Source organism: Pseudomonas plecoglossicida NBRC 103162 = DSM 15088, assembly GCF_000730665.1.
GTDB classification, from domain to species: domain Bacteria; phylum Pseudomonadota; class Gammaproteobacteria; order Pseudomonadales; family Pseudomonadaceae; genus Aquipseudomonas; species Aquipseudomonas plecoglossicida.
This window is the reverse complement of sequence record NZ_BBIV01000020.1, coordinates 1-14971: the sequence shown is the minus strand read 5'-3', so window position 1 is coordinate 14971 and position 14971 is coordinate 1. Positions and strand designations below refer to the sequence as shown.

Annotated in this window: 11 protein-coding genes and 1 tRNA gene; 4 read left to right on the top strand and 8 right to left on the bottom strand. The window is 64.8% G+C overall.

All coding sequences use genetic code 11. From position 1 onward, the window contains the following. Window positions 1-2: 2 nt before the first annotated feature. Window positions 3-1046 (top strand): Fe(II)-2OG oxygenase family protein, encoded by a 1044-nt coding sequence (locus tag PPL01S_RS13445; RefSeq protein ID WP_028625840.1) that lies wholly within the window; start codon window positions 3-5, stop codon window positions 1044-1046. Window positions 1047-1061: 15 nt separating this feature from the next. Next, window positions 1062-1865 (top strand): TSUP family transporter, encoded by an 804-nt coding sequence (locus PPL01S_RS13440; protein WP_016393412.1) that lies wholly within the window; start codon window positions 1062-1064, stop codon window positions 1863-1865. 3 nt (window positions 1866-1868) lie between these two features. On the opposite strand, the gene PPL01S_RS13435 is transcribed toward PPL01S_RS13440, so the two are convergent. Next, window positions 1869-2678 carry a helix-turn-helix domain-containing protein gene (locus PPL01S_RS13435; RefSeq protein ID WP_016393411.1) on the bottom strand — a complete coding sequence of 270 codons (810 nt, stop codon included), beginning with the start codon at window positions 2676-2678 and terminating at the stop codon, window positions 1869-1871. A 179-nt stretch (window positions 2679-2857) separates the two neighbouring features. Here PPL01S_RS13435 and PPL01S_RS13430 point away from each other — a divergent pair, with 179 nt between their 5' ends. Both PPL01S_RS13430 and PPL01S_RS13425 read left to right on the top strand, forming a co-directional pair. Further along, a complete protein-coding gene (locus tag PPL01S_RS13430) occupies window positions 2858-4300 on the top strand; it encodes an alanine/glycine:cation symporter family protein (protein WP_028625841.1) in 1443 nt (480 codons plus the stop codon). Window positions 4301-4372: 72 nt separating this feature from the next. Beyond that, window positions 4373-5359, top strand: a complete 987-nt coding sequence (locus tag PPL01S_RS13425) for an asparaginase (protein ID WP_016393409.1) — start codon at window positions 4373-4375, stop codon at window positions 5357-5359. 57 nt (window positions 5360-5416) lie between these two features. Here the strand turns inward: PPL01S_RS13425 and PPL01S_RS13420 are convergent. The 7 genes from PPL01S_RS13420 to fdnG all read right to left on the bottom strand — a co-directional run bounded on the left by PPL01S_RS13420 (window position 5417) and on the right by fdnG (window position 14614). Further along, a tRNA-Sec gene (locus PPL01S_RS13420) sits at window positions 5417-5512 on the bottom strand. Between the two features lie 6 nt (window positions 5513-5518). After that, complete coding sequence (gene selB / locus PPL01S_RS13415; protein WP_028625842.1) at window positions 5519-7441, bottom strand: selenocysteine-specific translation elongation factor; 1923 nt, start codon at window positions 7439-7441, stop codon at window positions 5519-5521. Next, window positions 7438-8865 carry an L-seryl-tRNA(Sec) selenium transferase gene (gene selA, locus PPL01S_RS13410; protein WP_016393407.1) on the bottom strand — a complete coding sequence of 476 codons (1428 nt, stop codon included), beginning with the start codon at window positions 8863-8865 and terminating at the stop codon, window positions 7438-7440. The genes selB and selA overlap by 4 nt, the downstream gene beginning before the upstream one ends. A gap of 152 nt (window positions 8866-9017) precedes the next feature. Next, entirely contained in the window at window positions 9018-9938 is a 921-nt protein-coding gene (gene fdhE, locus PPL01S_RS13405; protein ID WP_016393406.1) for a formate dehydrogenase accessory protein FdhE, read from the bottom strand. A gap of 4 nt (window positions 9939-9942) precedes the next feature. Next, window positions 9943-10599 (bottom strand): formate dehydrogenase subunit gamma, encoded by a 657-nt coding sequence (locus tag PPL01S_RS13400; protein ID WP_016393405.1) that lies wholly within the window; start codon window positions 10597-10599, stop codon window positions 9943-9945. After that, complete coding sequence (gene fdxH / locus PPL01S_RS13395) at window positions 10596-11546, bottom strand: formate dehydrogenase subunit beta (RefSeq protein ID WP_016393404.1); 951 nt, start codon at window positions 11544-11546, stop codon at window positions 10596-10598. The genes PPL01S_RS13400 and fdxH overlap by 4 nt, the downstream gene beginning before the upstream one ends. Continuing rightward, the gene (gene fdnG, locus PPL01S_RS13390; protein ID WP_144062886.1) at window positions 11546-14614 is read right to left on the bottom strand and encodes a formate dehydrogenase-N subunit alpha; all 3069 of its coding nucleotides are present in this window, start codon (window positions 14612-14614) and stop codon (window positions 11546-11548) included. The genes fdxH and fdnG overlap by 1 nt, the downstream gene beginning before the upstream one ends. Between the last annotated feature and the right edge of the window lie 357 nt (window positions 14615-14971).

Genomic DNA, 14971 nt, shown 5'->3' with positions numbered 1-14971 from the left:
GCATGGTTCATCCAGAAGTCGCCTACCTGAACTTCACGCAGGCACAGAGTCAAGCCGTGGCCATCACCAGCCGGACCATTGCTGAATCGGGTGGCCCCGAAGCAAAGGGGGCAACGCTTCTGGCCAGAACATCAGCCGAACGCCTCAAATGCACCCTGAGCGTGGAACAGCAAACCATTCTGCAGAAATTTGCCGACGGCCAACTCAGCGCAGTCATGTTCAAGCAGATGCATTGCCTTGATGATGACCCGATACCTGAGCAGTTACCCGAACTTCCCACCCTGGCGCATAGTGCCCGCTGCCTGTACCTGGCATCGCGCAACCAATTGCTGCTCGAGTTGGTGCAACATCGCGCCTTCGCCTTCGACATCGACAACGAGGGCAGACAGATCCGCCTGGTCGGCAACTTCAAAGGAGGTGGCAGCGTTCCGCGGCCTGATGAAATCGCCGGCGCTGACGTCGAGACGAGCTCCCATGCCGGCTTGCGCCTGGGACCGCACACCGAAGCGCCCTACAACTGCTCGACCACCGCCAGTACCGATCACTCTCCTGCGCCCTCCGCATTGATCCTCACAGCGCGGTGGAACCCGGCAGCAGAACACACCTGTGTGTTTCCAGTACGGGACATCCTCGAACGCTTGAGCAACCTCGATGTACTGGCGCTTACTTCGGCATCATTCGATTTCACGCGCAGTGACTGCTTCGCCGAAGGGCTGGGGTCAGCCGGCCAAGCGGTCTCGATGCTTCAATTCGAAGCCAACGGCGGCTTCTCGCTGCGCTACAACAGCTACCGCTTCGCGATCAACGACCAGGCGAGCAGCGCCGCTGCCCGGGCCTTCGACAACTTTCAACGCGCCGTCAACGATACGCCGCCACTCATGTTCGTCCTGCAACCGGACTGTGCACTGCTGATCAACAACAGCCGCGCCATGCATGGTCGCGACACCGTTCGGGACAACCGGCGCCTACTGATCCGCCAGTTCGCCTATTCCCCCTTCGCAGCCCCTCTGGTGCTTGCCGAAGACCCTTTGCTGGTCCGTGGCTGAGAAGGAAAACGCACAATGATCGAACTCGACTGGATGTTGATCCTCACCCTCGCCCTGGTTGCCCTGGCAGCGGGCTTTTTCGATGCCATTGCCGGCGGCGGTGGGCTGATTACCCTACCGGTACTGTTCCTGGCAGGTATCGAGCCCTTGGCCGCCATCGCCACCAACAAGTTCCAGGCCGCCTCGGCCACGGTATCCGCCACTGCCGCCTTTGCCCGCAAAGGCATGATCGACTGGAGGCGGGGCATTCCCATGGCTGCCATGTCTTTCCTCGGCGGGGCAGCCGGCGCCTTGTCGGTCAGCTTCGTGCCCCGGACTGTGCTCCAGGCGTGCATACCGGTACTGCTGATACTGGTAGCGCTTTATTTTGCCTTCAGCCCGAAGCCGAACGAGCGAGTGCGCGAAGCCAGAATTTCCTTCGCCCTCTTCTGCATCGCCGTGGCGCCGATCATCGGTTTCTACGACGGGATTTTCGGGCCCGGTGTGGGCTCGTTCTTCATGATCGCCTGCATGTTTCTGCTGGGCCAACACCTGCTCCAGGCGGTGTCCAGCAGCAAGCTGTTGAATGCCGCCTGCAACCTGGGCGCGCTTTCGGTCTTTTCCTTGAGCGGTGCAATCATCTGGCCGCTAGCACTGGCCATGGCACTTGCGGCCTTCACCGGCGCTCAGCTGGGAGCCCGTTGCGCTGTTCACTTCGGTCCAAGGCTCATCAAGCCACTGCTGGTCTGCGTCTGCTGCATCATGGCCATCAAGTTGCTGCTCGACCCCGGCAATCCCTTGGGGCAGTGGTTGTCTGGACGCCTTGCCCTAGCCTCTTGAAAGTCACTCGATCTCGAACAAGCTGTTACGCAACGGCCCCACGCTCAAGCGCTCACGCACATCATCATCGATACGTGGATCATCCGGCCGGTACAGCCTGACCTGCCGGTAGGCATTGATGCGGTTGATCTCTTCACCCAGGTACTCCCACACCACGCGGGTACAGGCCGGGTTGCGCCGGTCACCACTGGAGACGCCGGTCTTGAGGCCATTCAAGCGGGTGATGCGGCTCTTGAAGCTGGGAATGAGGATGGTCTGGCTCATCTCGTTCAAGGTCAGCGACTCGTAGTCGATGAGAAATACCCGGTCCTGCAGCTGGAAAGCCGCCCCCAGGTAGCGGCAACGCACTTCGGCGTGCTGGTCGTTGGCGCTGGAGCGCTCCTGGCGTTCCTGGCGCTCGAACAGGAAGCGGCCGCGCTCTTCCCACAGGTGCACCAGCGACACCAGGATCGTGCCGGGTACCGACATGCAGTTGGAATACTCGAAGTAGTAACCGCAATAGCGCGACAGATTGCCGGCGTGTTCATGCAAAGGCCGGAACAGCTCGCTGATCGGGTCACTCGGCTGGTCCGCCAGCGCCGACACCCTGGCGCCGATCAGCCGGGCGAACTGATCGGCCGGCAAATTCAGCTCGTAATCCTCGACACCAAAGAAATCGCCGATGCGCTTGAGGTTGAACGCCGTCGGGCGGCTTTGCCCGCTCAGGTACTTGTTGAACTGCGCGCGGTTGATCGACAGCTGGCGGCAAACTTCCGAGATAGACCGGTAGTGACTACACGCCAGTTTGAGGTTGGTAGCGAAATGATCGCTCATGAGGCGGGATCCAGGTGACGCGAATGGCGCCATTCTAGCATCAAGTCGCATCAAGTCAGAGCAACCCGCGAAATTGTAACCACTCTTGTCATGGCCAACCATGCGCCCCAACGAATAGCGGTGCGCCTGCCGTCCGCTGGTCTTTCCATGCGAAGAATAAGAATCGAGGTCATTTTCCAATGCTCGAAGCACTCAACGATTTCCTCTCGGGGAAACTCCTCATCGTGCTGATCGTCGGTCTCGGCGGTTACTTCACCATCCGCTCGCGGTTCGTCCAGTTCCGCCACTTCGGCCACATGTTCACCGTGTTCAAGGAATCGCTGCGTGGCCAGGCAGGCCAGCTGAGCTCCTTCCAGGCCCTGATGCTGAGCCTTGCCGGCCGGGTAGGCGCCGGTAACATCGCAGGTGTCGGCATCGCCGTGACCCTGGGTGGCCCGGGCGCCGTATTCTGGATGTGGGTCACAGCCCTGGTCGGCATGGCCAGCAGCTTCTTCGAATGCACCCTGGCCCAGGTCTACAAGCGCGCCGACGGCGATGGCCTGTACCGTGGCGGCCCGGCGTACTACATCCAGCATGGCCTGAAGTTCAAAGGCATGGCTGTGGTGTTCTCGATCCTGCTGCTGGTCACCTACGGCTTCGCCTTCATCGGCCTGCAGTCGTACACCGTGACCCACTCGCTGCAGAACGCCTTTGCCTTCGACCCACGTCACTCCGGCATCGTCCTGGCCGTGCTGCTGGCCATCACCTTCCTCGGCGGCATCAAGCGTATCGCCGCGGTGTCGGACCTGCTGGTACCGGTCAAGACCCTGGCGTACATCGGCGTGACCCTGTATGTGATCGGCACCCAGATCGAGCACGTGCCGGCCATGCTGGAAACCATCTTCAAGAGCGCCTTCGGCCTCGACCCGGCATTCGGCGGCCTGCTCGGCAGCGCCATCGCCATGGGCGTGAAGCGTGGCGTGTTCGCCAACGAAGCCGGCCTTGGCAGTGCGCCCAACGTCGCCGCCGTGGCGGCCGTGAAGCACCCGGGTGCCCAGGGCGTGGTCCAGGCTTTCAGCGTGTTCCTCGACACCTTCGTGATCTGCACCTGCACCGCGTTGCTGATCCTGCTGTCGGGCTTCTACACCCCAGGCTTCGAAGGGGATGGCATCGTCCTGACCCAGAACTCGCTGGCCGCCGTGGTCGGTGACTGGGGCCGCCTGTTCGTCAGCGTGGCGCTGTCGCTGTTCGTCTTTACCTGCATCCTCTACAACTACTACCTGGGCGAGAACAGCCTGCAGTTCCTCAGCCGCAACCGCGTGGTGCTGATGGTGTTCCGTGCCCTGGTGCTGGCGCTGGTGGTGTGGGGTTCGATGCAGGACCTGACGACCGTATTCGCCTTTGCCGACATCACCATGACCTGCCTGGCCTTCGTCAACCTGATTGCCCTGGCCATGCTGTTCAAGGTCGGCCTGCGCGTGATGCGCGACTACGATGACCAACGCAAGGCAGGCGTCGCCCAGCCCGTGTTCGACTCGGCCAAGTTCGCCGACCTGGACCTGGACCGCAATGCCTGGCCTGCCAATCCGCAGGTCGAAGCCGCCGTTGCCAACGCCGCCGGCCAACCCCAGCCACAACGCTGATACCCTGCCCTTCCCAGCCGCCCCGTCCGCGGGCGGCTGATTCCCCTCCGTTCACCGCTACGGATGCTCTCCATGCGTGCAGTCAAGAATCTTCTCGTCCTCTATACCGGAGGCACCATCGGCATGCTCGAAACCGCCGAAGGCCTGGCGCCGGCCGGTGGCTTCGATGCGCGCATGCGCGAACACTTTGCTCGGATGGCCGCTGCACCGCACGTGCAGTGGACGCTGCAGGAGCTGAACCCGCTGCTGGACAGCGCCAACATGCAACAGCACAACTGGCTGGCCATGCGCGATGCCATCGTCGCAGCGGTGGATGCGGGCCATGATGGCGTGCTGGTGCTACATGGCACCGACAGCCTGGCCTACAGTGCCGCGGCGCTGTCGTTCCTGCTGCTGGGCCTGCCGGTACCGGTGCTGCTGACCGGCTCGATGTTGCCGGCCGGGGCGCCGGGCAGCGATGCCTGGGACAACTTGTGCGGGGCATTGCGACAGTTCGAAAGCGGCCTGGAAGATGGCGTGCAGTTGTACTTCCACGGCCAGTTGCTGCATGGCTGCCGTGCGTCGAAGTTGCGTAGCGAAGCGTTCGACGCCTTTGCCGCGCTCGCGCGCCATCGGGAAGGCGAGCGGGCCAGCGAAGTGCCTGAGGCCTTGGGTTATCGCCAGCCGCGCCAGCCGGTCAATCTTGCCGTGATGCCGGTGTTTCCGGGCCTGCAGGCCGAGCACCTGCGTGGGGTGCTCGACACCGGCGTGCAAGGCTTGGTGCTGGAGTGCTATGGCAGCGGCACCGGGCCGTCGGACGACCAGGCGCTGCTCGATGTGCTGCGCGTCGCGCGCCAGCGCGGGGTGATGCTGGTTGCCATCAGCCAGTGCCCGGAGGGGGCGGTGGCGTTCGATACCTATGCGGCGGGCAATCGCCTTCGCGCTGCGGGTTTGGTCAGTGGCGGCGGGATGACCCGTGAGGCGGCGCTGGGCAAGTTGTTCGCGCTGCTCGGGGCCGGGTTGGATGTCGAGGCGGCAGAGCGGTGGTTTGCGCTGGATCTGTGTGGAGAGCGGGCCTGACGGGTGACGGCTCGGGCCTCATCGCCGGCAAGCCGGCGATGAGGCCCGCACGAAAGATGGCGGAAGGCAGCGGGAGTCGAACCTGCCCGGGAACGGCTGCCGTCCCCAACCGGGTTTGAAGCCCGGCCGCGCCACCGGGCGCGATTGCCTTCCTTGAACTCAGTGCCTGGCCTGCTGCTGGGCCAGGGCGCTGTCGGCGCGGATGTAACGCTGATCGGCCACCCTCCGGGTCAGGCCGATGCGGTCGAAGTATTCGAGAATCTGCACACTGCGCTTGCGACCGATGCCCAACATATCGCGAAACGCGGCAACCTGCACTACCGGCGTCTCGCGGGCTTGCCCAAGCAGCAGCTCTGCCATGCACTGTAGCGTCACTTCGGGGTAGAACAGGTCACGCACCACCTGGTGCACCAGGCCCAGGCGGGCCAGCTTGCGCAGCAAGAGACGCACATCGGCCTCCGCACACTTTTCTTCGTTGGCCAACGTCCTGACCCAGGGCGGATCGTAACGCCCCTCCAGCAATTTCGGCTGCAAACGCGCCCACAACGCGCTGTCGGCCTCGCTCAACTGAACCTTGTGATCGGGCAAGTGGAGCCACGGCCCACTACTGGCGACCGCACCCTCGTTGAGCAGCTCTTCCAGCAGACTGACGAACGCTGGGCGCTCCAGCGGTAAGGCAGCAAAGCGCCGCAACCGGTCACGGTCCGGGCCGAGCTGGTCCGGCTCCTGCTCGTGGAAACGCGCCAATTGCTCCAGGACCTGACGCTTGAGCGCCTGCCATTGGCTGTTGGCGAACAAGACCTGGCCCTGCCGTGTGGCCACCACCAACACGTCGTCCGGCAAATGCCAGGTCTCTCGCCGGCGATTGAACTGGCGCTCCAGGCGCTGCGGGTCGAGGCCGCCTGGTGCTCTGCCAAGCAATGCCGGCAATGCCTGCTCCAGATCGACGGCATCGCGCAGTACCTGCAATTGCTGCAAGCGTTCGTCACTGCGACGCTGCCGGCTTGGCGCAAACGGGTCGAGTACCTTGCCGCCACCCAGCGTTCGCTGCGCACGCTGATCGCGCAGCACCAGGCGGTCGCCATGTACTGCTTGCAGCGGCGCGTTGAGCAGCAACTGGGCAAACATGCGCTGGCCCGCCGCCAGCGATTCACCCTCGAGCAGGGCCACCCGGGCCGTCACGTCCTGGGTGCCGAGATGCACGTGCACGGCGCTGAAATGTTCAAAGGTGCGGGTCTCGCCCGGCAGCAGGGTAAATTCGATATCCACTCGGGTGCTCGGCGCATGCAGCCAGTCGGGGACCAGCCAGTCGCCACGGTGCACCTGCTCCGCGCTCAGGCGCTCGGCGACGATGTTCAGCGCCACCCGCTGGCCCGCCTCGGCCACCAACGCGGCCTGGTTCTGCGCGTGCAGGCCACGCACCCGCACGGCCTTGCCGGCCTTGCCCAGCAACAGGGTATCGCCGCTACTGACGCGCCCGGCCAGCGCCGTACCGGTCACCACCAGCCCGGCACCCGTCACGGCGAAGGCACGGTCGACGGCCAGGCGAAAACCGCCGCGCACGCTGCGCTGGCGCACGCGCACCTCGGCCTCCAGCAAGGCCCGGCGCAGCGCCTCGATGCCCTCGCCGGTAATGCTCGACAACGGGAACTGCCGCGACCCGGCATACGGCCCCGGCGCCAGCAGTTCGCTGACTTGCCTGTGCACCTGGGCCAGGCGCGCCGGCTCGACCCGGTCGCATTTGCTGATGGCCACCAGCGCCTGGGGAATGCCCAGCAGCTCGATGATCGCCAGGTGCTCGCGGGTCTGCGGCATCACGCCGTCATCCGCGGCCACCACCAGCAAGACCAGGTCGATGCCGTGCGCGCCCGCGAGCATGTTGTGGATAAATCGCTCGTGGCCTGGCACATCGATGAAACCGGTCAACGCCGCGCCCTCGGCCAGGGACGCATAACGGTAGCCCAGGTCGATGGTCATGCCGCGATCGCGTTCCTCCCGACGCTGGTCGCCGGCCTGGCCGGTAAGGGCCTGCAGCAGCGCGGTCTTGCCGTGGTCGATGTGCCCGGCCGTGCCAACGATCACTGCACAGGCCCCAACCGCAGGGCGGGCAGTTGCGCCAGCCATTGGGCTTCGTCGTCGAGCTGGCGCAGGTCGAGCCACAAGGCATCGTCGTCGATGCGCCCCAGCACCGGTACCGGCAGGTCGCGCAAGGCACGCTCCAGCACATGCAGGCTGCGCCCGCGCAGTTTCTTCGACACCTGCGGACGCAGGCACAGGGCTGCGCTCGGCAAGCGCGCCACCGGCTGACTGCCGCTGCCGATCATGCCGAGCGAGGCCTCGACGCTGACCGCCCATTGCTCGCCCAGATGGGCTTTCAGTTCGGGCGCCAGGCGTTCGGCCTGGGCCTGGATCTCGGCCTGGCTGCGCGTCAGCAGACGCAAGCTGGGCAAGCGCTCGGCCAGGCGATCGGGGTTGCGGTAGAGCGCCAGTACCGCCTCGAGTGCGGCGAGGGTGATCTTGTCGACGCGCAGGGCACGCTTGAGCGGATTCTTCTTGATTCTGGCAATCAGCTCCTTGCGCCCGACGATGATCCCGGCTTGCGGCCCACCCAGCAGTTTGTCGCCGCTGAAGGTGACGATATCTGCGCCATCGGCCAGGGCCTGGCGCACCGTCGGCTCGGCGGGCAGGCCCCAGCGCGTAAGGTCGAGCAGGCTGCCGCTGCCCAGGTCTTCGAGCAGCGGCAGGTGGTGCTGGTGAGCGATGCGTGCCAGCTCGGCGGTAGGCACTTGGGTAGTGAACCCCTGGATGCTGTAGTTGCTGCAGTGAACGCGCATCAGCAAGCCCGTGCGCGGGCCGATGGCCGCTTCGTAATCGCGGGCATGGGTGCGGTTGGTGGTGCCGATCTCGTGCAGCTTCACGCCGGCGCGGGCCATGATGTCGGGAATGCGGAAGGCGCCGCCGATCTCGATCAGTTCGCCACGGGAGATGACGCCCTCCTTGCGCGCGCCGAGGCTGTTGAGCGCCAGCAGCACGGCCGCGGCGTTGTTGTTGACCACAGTGACGGCCTCGGCGCCGGTCAGCTCGCGGATCAGGCCTTCGATCAGGTCGTCACGGTCGCCGCGCTTGCCGGTGGCCAGGTCGAACTCCAGGTTGAGCGGATAGCGGGCGGCGGTCTGCATGGCTTCGACGGCCTCCTCGGGCAGCAAGGCGCGACCGAGGTTGGTGTGCAGCACGGTGCCAGTGAGGTTGAACACCCGGCGGACCTGGCTGCGTTGCTGCTGGGCCAGGCGCTCGCCGGCACGGCCCAGAAGGACCTCGGCGGCCAGCTCGGCGGCGCTGAGTTGGCCAAGGTGGGCCGGCTCGCGCAGGTCATCGAGCAGTTGCCGCATGGCGGCCAGCACGGCATCGCGGCCGTGGCGGTCGATCAGCGGCTGGCAGGCCGGGTGACGCAGGAGGGTGTCGATGGAAGGCAGGCGTGGGGTGTCGCTGGCGGGGCTCGAAGACATGCAGTACTACCTTGGACGGGTCCGTTGTCTGTTCTGGCCCTATCGCTGGCAAGCCAGCTCCCACAGGTGCAGTACAAGGCTCGAAACCTGTGAGATACCTGTGGGAGCTGGCTTGCCAGCGATAGGGGCGACTCGATCTTGAGTGTAGACACTCACCCTGGCGCCAGCATGAGGTTCGGCGCCAGGCGATGGTACCCCTCCTCGTCCAGGCGGATATCCAGCGCCAGGCTGGCCAGATCGTCGGCCAGCGCCTCTGCCGCCGCATCGTTCTCCAGGTAACTCTGCTTGAGGTAAGTGTTGCACCCCGGACAGCATTCGGCCCGCAGGGGTGCCTTGCCCGGCGCATGGCGATCATCGTCGAGGCTGGTGTAGCGCAAATCCTTGCTCGACTCGCAATATACGCACTTGACCCGCACCACGTGCCACTCACAGGCGCACAGAGAGCAGGCCAGGTAACGCAGGCCGTTGTGCTTGCCGCGGTTGCGCACCACCCCGGCCATGGCCGGCGAGCCACAGGCGGGGCACTGCGCCAGGCTGTCGCCTGGCTTGAGCTCAGGGGCCGGCAGCGCCAGCAGCCAACTCGACCACGCCGCCTGCAGGGCAGCACCGATGAACGGCACCAACGCTGCCGGCACCGCATCGTATTGCCCGGCGAGCAAGGCGATACCCCAGCCCTTGCGTTGGTTGTCGCCGCTGTTTCGCAGCACGTGCAACGCCTCGCCCAGCGGGCCTGTGGTTTCCTCGCTGAAGTGACCGAGCAAGGCCTGCAACCAGACCAGCCATGACCCTTCACGCACCAGGCTGTCAGCGGCAAGCGGCGGCAGCCCATGACTTATGCACAGGCGCTGACGTTCCTCGGCCACAGGCAACCCACCAGGAGGGTTATCCACAAGCCGCTGCTGCACCCGGCACAGTCGTGCGACCAGCTTCAGGTACTGGCCCAGGGCATTGCCCTCGGCCAGATGCTCGAGGCGCGCGGCGCGCAGCTCGAACAGGTTGGCGGGCGGCAGGTGCAGGAACGGCGGCATTACCGCCGACGCTTCGATCTGCCCGGGTTCGAGTATCGTGCTCAAGCGTTCATCCTTCTTTGCGTCCTTCGGAGCGTGGCGGCTTGTCGCCCGTCACTTCGCGGTACCACAGCTCATGGTGCTTGCGCGCCCAGGGCCGGCTGACCCAGCCGTGCAGCATGGCGCCGATCGAGCCCTTGATCCAGATGCCGGCGTAGATGTGCACGATGATGCTGAGGATCAGCACGAACGCCGCCAGGGCGTGGAGCAAGGTGGCCAGGCGAATCACCCCGATTTCGAAGTAGAGGCTGAAATATGCACGCCAGATCACCACGCCGCTGATCAGCAGTACCAGCATGCACAGCAGCAGGGTCCAGAACAGCAGCTTCTGGCCGGCGTTGTACTTGCCGATCGGGGGTACGCCGTCTTCGCGATTCACCATCACCCGGTCGATGCGGCGCAACCACAAGCGGTCATTGGCGGTGATGAAGTTGGCGCGCCAGAAGCGCAGCACCAGGCCAAGGAAGAACACGAACATCGCCACGCCCAGGAACGGGTGCAGGATGCGCGTCCAGGGACCGCCCCCGAACAGATGGCTGAGCCAGAACAACGCGGGGTGGAACAGCGCCAGCCCCGACAGCCCGGCGAGGATGAACAGGATGGCGACGATCCAGTGGTTGCTCCGCTCGTTGGCGGTGTAGCGCAGGATTGGCTTCTTGTCGTTCATGGCCGCTGCTCCCCTTGCCCACCGGGGCGGTTGGGATCATAGACATGGACCGCCGGGTCCACCTGATGCACGCTGTCGTCCGGCGGCGTGGGGTGCTCGTCCTCCTCGACCCGCTGCGGGCCGACCCGCACGTAGTGGAAGAACCCGGCCAGCACCGCCGCGCCCATCGCCAGCAGCGCCAGCGGCTTGGTGAAGCCTTTCCACAGGCCCACCAGCGGGCTGATCACTGGCTGGTCCGGCAGGCCGGCGTACAGCCTGGGCGTATCGGCATGGTGCAGCACGTACATCACGTGGGTGCCACCGACCCCATCGGGATCGTACAGCCCGGCGTTGTCGAAACCGCGCGACTTGAGGTCGACGATGCGCTCGGCGGCGTGCACCTTCATCTCGTCCTTGCTGCCGAAGACGATCGCCCCGGTCGGGCAGGTCTTCACGCAGGCCGGCTCCAGGCCCACGCTCACGCGGTCGGAACACAGGGTGCACTTGTACGCCTTGTGGTCCTTCTGCGAGATGCGCGGGATGTTGAACGGGCAGCCGGTGATGCAGTAGCCGCAGCCGATGCAGTGGTCCTGGTTGAAGTCGACGATGCCGTTGGCGTGCTTGATGATCGCCCCCGGGCTCGGGCAGGCCTTCAGGCAACCCGGGTCGGCGCAGTGCATGCAGCCATCCTTGCGGATCAGCCACTCCAGGTTGCCGTCGTCACGCTCGTGCTCGGTGAAACGCATCAAGGTCCAGGTCTCGGCGGTGAGGTCCTGGGGGTTGTCGTAGGTGCCGTGGTTGTGGCCAACCTCGTCACGCAGTTCGTTCCACTCCGAACACGCCACCTGGCAGGCCTTGCAGCCGATGCACTTGGTGGTGTCGATCAGCTTGGCGACTTCCTGCTGCTGGCGTACCGAAGGCGGTACGGTGGTGGTGGCCGAGCGGGCGATGATGTCTTGGCTGGCCATCAGATTTTCTCCACTTTGACGAGGAACGACTTGGACTCCGGCGTCTGCGTGTTGCCATCACCCAGGAACGGCACCAGGGTGTTGGTCAGGTAGCCGTGCCGCGTCGCGCCGGTGAAGCCCCAGTGCAGGGGAATGCCGATCTGGTGCACGGTCTGGTTGTTGACCTGTAGCGGCCGAATCCGCTTGGTCACCACCGCCACCGCCTCGATATGCCCGCGCTTGCTCGACACCCGCACCCGGTCGCCGGCCTTGATGCCCTTCTCGTTGGCCAGCACCTCGCCGATCTCGACGAACTGCTCGGGCTGAATGATTGCGTTGAGGGGGCAGTGCTTGCTCCAGAAGTGGAAGTGTTCGGTCAGCCGGTACGTGGTCGCAGCATAGGGGAACTCGTCGTGGGTGCCGAGGGTGTCCCACACCGAATCGAAGATCCGCCCGGCCGGGTTGCTGGTGGCCTTCTTGTTCTGCGGATGCAACGGGTTGATGCCGATGGGCGTCTCGAACGGCTCGTAGTGCTCGGGGAACGGGCCTTCGGCCATTTTGTCGATGGCAAAGAAGCGCGCCACGCCCTCGGGGTTCATGATGAACGGGTTCATCCCGGCCTCGGGCGGCGAGTCGACCTTGAAGTCGGGCACGTCGGTGCCGGTCCAGGCCTTGCCGTTCCACCACACCAGGCGCTTCTTCTCCGGGTCCCATGGCTTGCCTTGCGGATCGCTGGAGGCACGGTTATAGAGGATGCGCCGGTTGGCCGGCCAGGCCCAGGCCCAGTTCTGCACTTGATGCATGCCGAACGGGTCGCTGTTGTCGCGGCGGGCCATCTGGTTGCCCTGCTCGGTCCAGCTGCCGGCGAAGATCCAGCAGCCCGACGCGGTGCTGCCGTCGTCCTTGAGTTGGCCGAAGCCTGCCAGTTGCTGCCCTGCCTTGATGACAGCGCCAGTCGGGTCGGTGACGTCAGCTACCGCCCAGCCGTTCATCTCCTTGGCCAGCTCTTCCGGGGAAGGCTCATCCGCGATCTTGTACGGCCAGTGGATGTTCATGATGGCATCCGGATATGCCCCACCTTCGGCCTGGTAACGGTGACGCAGGCGCAGGAACAGCTCGCTCATGATCTGCACGTCGGTGCGGGTTTCACCCGGGCCGTCGGCGCCCTTCCAGTGCCACTGCAGCCAGCGGCTGCTGTTGACCAGCGAGCCATCCTCCTCGGCAAAACAGGTGGTGGGCAGGCGGATCACCTCGGTCTGGATGTTGGCCGTGTCGACATCGTTGAACTTCCCGGCATTGCGCCAGAACTCCGAGGTCTCGGTGGCCAGCGGGTCCATGATCACCAGCCACTTGAGCTTGCCCAGCGCCGCAGTGACGCGGTTCTTGTCCGGTAGCGCGGCGATCGGGTTGAAGCCTTGGCACATGTAGCCGTTGACCTTGCCCTGGCTCATCATCTCGAACATGCGCAGCACATCGTAGGCCGGCACGTCGAGCTTGGGCAGCCAGTCGTAGCCCCAGTTGTTTTCCGCCGTGGCATTGGCGCCATACCAGGCCTTCATCAGGCTGACGTGGAACTTGCCGTAGTTCTGCCAGTAGGACAGTTGCCCCGGGCGTAGCGGCTTGGAGGCGCGCTTGTCGATGTAGGTGGCGTAGTCCTGCTCGGCATCGCCGGCCAGGGTCAGGTAACCCGGCAGCGAGTTCGACAGCAGGCCCAGGTCGGTCAGGCCCTGGATGTTGGAGTGCCCGCGCAGGGCGTTGACGCCACCACCTGGCATGCCGACGTTGCCCAGCAGCAACTGCACCATCGCCGCGCTGCGGATGATCTGCGCGCCGATCGAGTGCTGCGTCCAGCCCAGCGCATAGAGGATCGTCATGGTCTTGCCCGGTGCCGAGCAGGTGGCGATCTCTTCCCAGATCTTGAGCATGGCGTCCTGCGGCATGCCGCAGGTCATGCTGGCGATTTCCGGGGTGTAGCGGCTGTAATGCTGTTTCATCAGCTGGAACACGCAGCGTGGGTGCTGCAGGCTCGGGTCGACCTTGGCGAAACCGTCCTCGCCCAGCTCGTAGCCCCAGCCGGACTTGTCGGCATACACGCGCTTGGCCTCGTCGTAGCCGCTGAACAGCCCGTCCTCGAAGCCATAGTTCTCTTTGACGATGAACGACACGTCGGTGTAGTTGCGCACGTAGTCGTGCTGGATCTTGTCGTTGCTCAGCAGGTAGTTGATCAGCCCGCCCATGAAGGCGATGTCGGTACCGGTACGGATCGGCGCGTAGTAGTCCGCCACCGAAGCGGTACGGGTGAACCGCGGGTCGACCACGATCAGCCGCGCCTTGTTGTGCGCCTTGGCCTCGGTCACCCACTTGAAGCCGCACGGGTGCGCTTCTGCTGCGTTGCCGCCCATCACCAGGACGAGGTTCGCGTTGGCGATATCGGACCAGTGATTGGTCATGGCGCCACGGCCATACGTCGGGGCAAGACTTGCCACCGTCGGGCCATGTCAGACACGTGCCTGGTTATCGAACCCCAGCATGCCGGTTGCGCGAATGACCTTGTGGGTCAGGTAGCCCGCCTCGCTGGAGGCGGCGGAAGCAGCGAGGAAACCGGTGGTGAGCCAGCGGTTGACGGTCTGCCCCTGGGCGTTCTTCTCGATGAAGTTGGCGTCGCGGTCCTGCTTCATCAGGTCGGCGATGCGGTCGAGCGCCTCGCCCCATTCGACCCGCACCCACTCCTTGCTGCCCGGCTTGCGCATCTCGGGGTACTGCAGGCGGCTTGGGCTGTGGATAAAGTCGAGCAGGCCGGCGCCTTTCGGGCAGAGGGTGCCGCGGTTGACCGGATGGTCGGCGTCGCCTTCGATATGGATGATGTTCTGTTTGACGTTCTTGCCCGCATCGCCCTGGCTGTACATGATCAGGCCGCAGCCGACCGAGCAGTAGGGGCAGGTGTTGCGGGTTTCTTTGGTGTGCGCCAGCTTGAAGTGACGCACCTGCTCGGCGAACGCGGGCGTTGGGGACATGCCCAACGCTGCCAGGCTCGAGCCTCCAAGGCCAACGGCGGCGACCTTGAAGAACTGCCGACGGTTGAGGTCCATCGTGCACTCCTGATCAGGTGGTGGACGCACGGAACATGGCCGGCGCCTATTGCGTAGTCACGGGGGCGGTTTTTTGATGGCCGCCAATAGGTAAGACTAGTCAAGAATCGAGAAGGTGCGATGACATGGGTCATGGGCTTGAGGTTTGTAGTGGTGCGCTGGGTCAGCGATTGAAATTTAGGGTGGTGCGTAAATCGAGCGCCGCCCGCGCGGCGCATCGCGAGCTGCGCTCGCTCCTACGTTGTTTTTGGCCAATCATGCCTGGGGATTCGCGCGCGAACGCCTTAGTGCTCACCTCGATATCGCGTCGTGCAAACAAGGCGGTCGCGCGCGCCTGTCATAGGCGTTACTCGCCCG

What these genes read in the sequence shown, in the direction of transcription:
- PPL01S_RS13445 (WP_028625840.1), top strand. Translation starts at nt 3, where the DNA reads ATGGTTCATCCAGAAGTCGCCTACCTGAACTTCACGCAGGCACAGAGT.
- selA (WP_016393407.1), bottom strand. Translation starts at nt 8,865, where the DNA reads ATGTCTTCGAGCCCCGCCAGCGACACCCCACGCCTGCCTTCCATCGAC.
- PPL01S_RS13430 (WP_028625841.1), top strand. Translation starts at nt 2,858, where the DNA reads ATGCTCGAAGCACTCAACGATTTCCTCTCGGGGAAACTCCTCATCGTG.
- PPL01S_RS13425 (WP_016393409.1), top strand. Translation starts at nt 4,373, where the DNA reads ATGCGTGCAGTCAAGAATCTTCTCGTCCTCTATACCGGAGGCACCATC.
- PPL01S_RS13400 (WP_016393405.1), bottom strand. Translation starts at nt 10,599, where the DNA reads ATGAACGACAAGAAGCCAATCCTGCGCTACACCGCCAACGAGCGGAGC.
- fdxH (WP_016393404.1), bottom strand. Translation starts at nt 11,546, where the DNA reads ATGGCCAGCCAAGACATCATCGCCCGCTCGGCCACCACCACCGTACCG.
- PPL01S_RS13435 (WP_016393411.1), bottom strand. Translation starts at nt 2,678, where the DNA reads ATGAGCGATCATTTCGCTACCAACCTCAAACTGGCGTGTAGTCACTAC.
- PPL01S_RS13440 (WP_016393412.1), top strand. Translation starts at nt 1,062, where the DNA reads ATGATCGAACTCGACTGGATGTTGATCCTCACCCTCGCCCTGGTTGCC.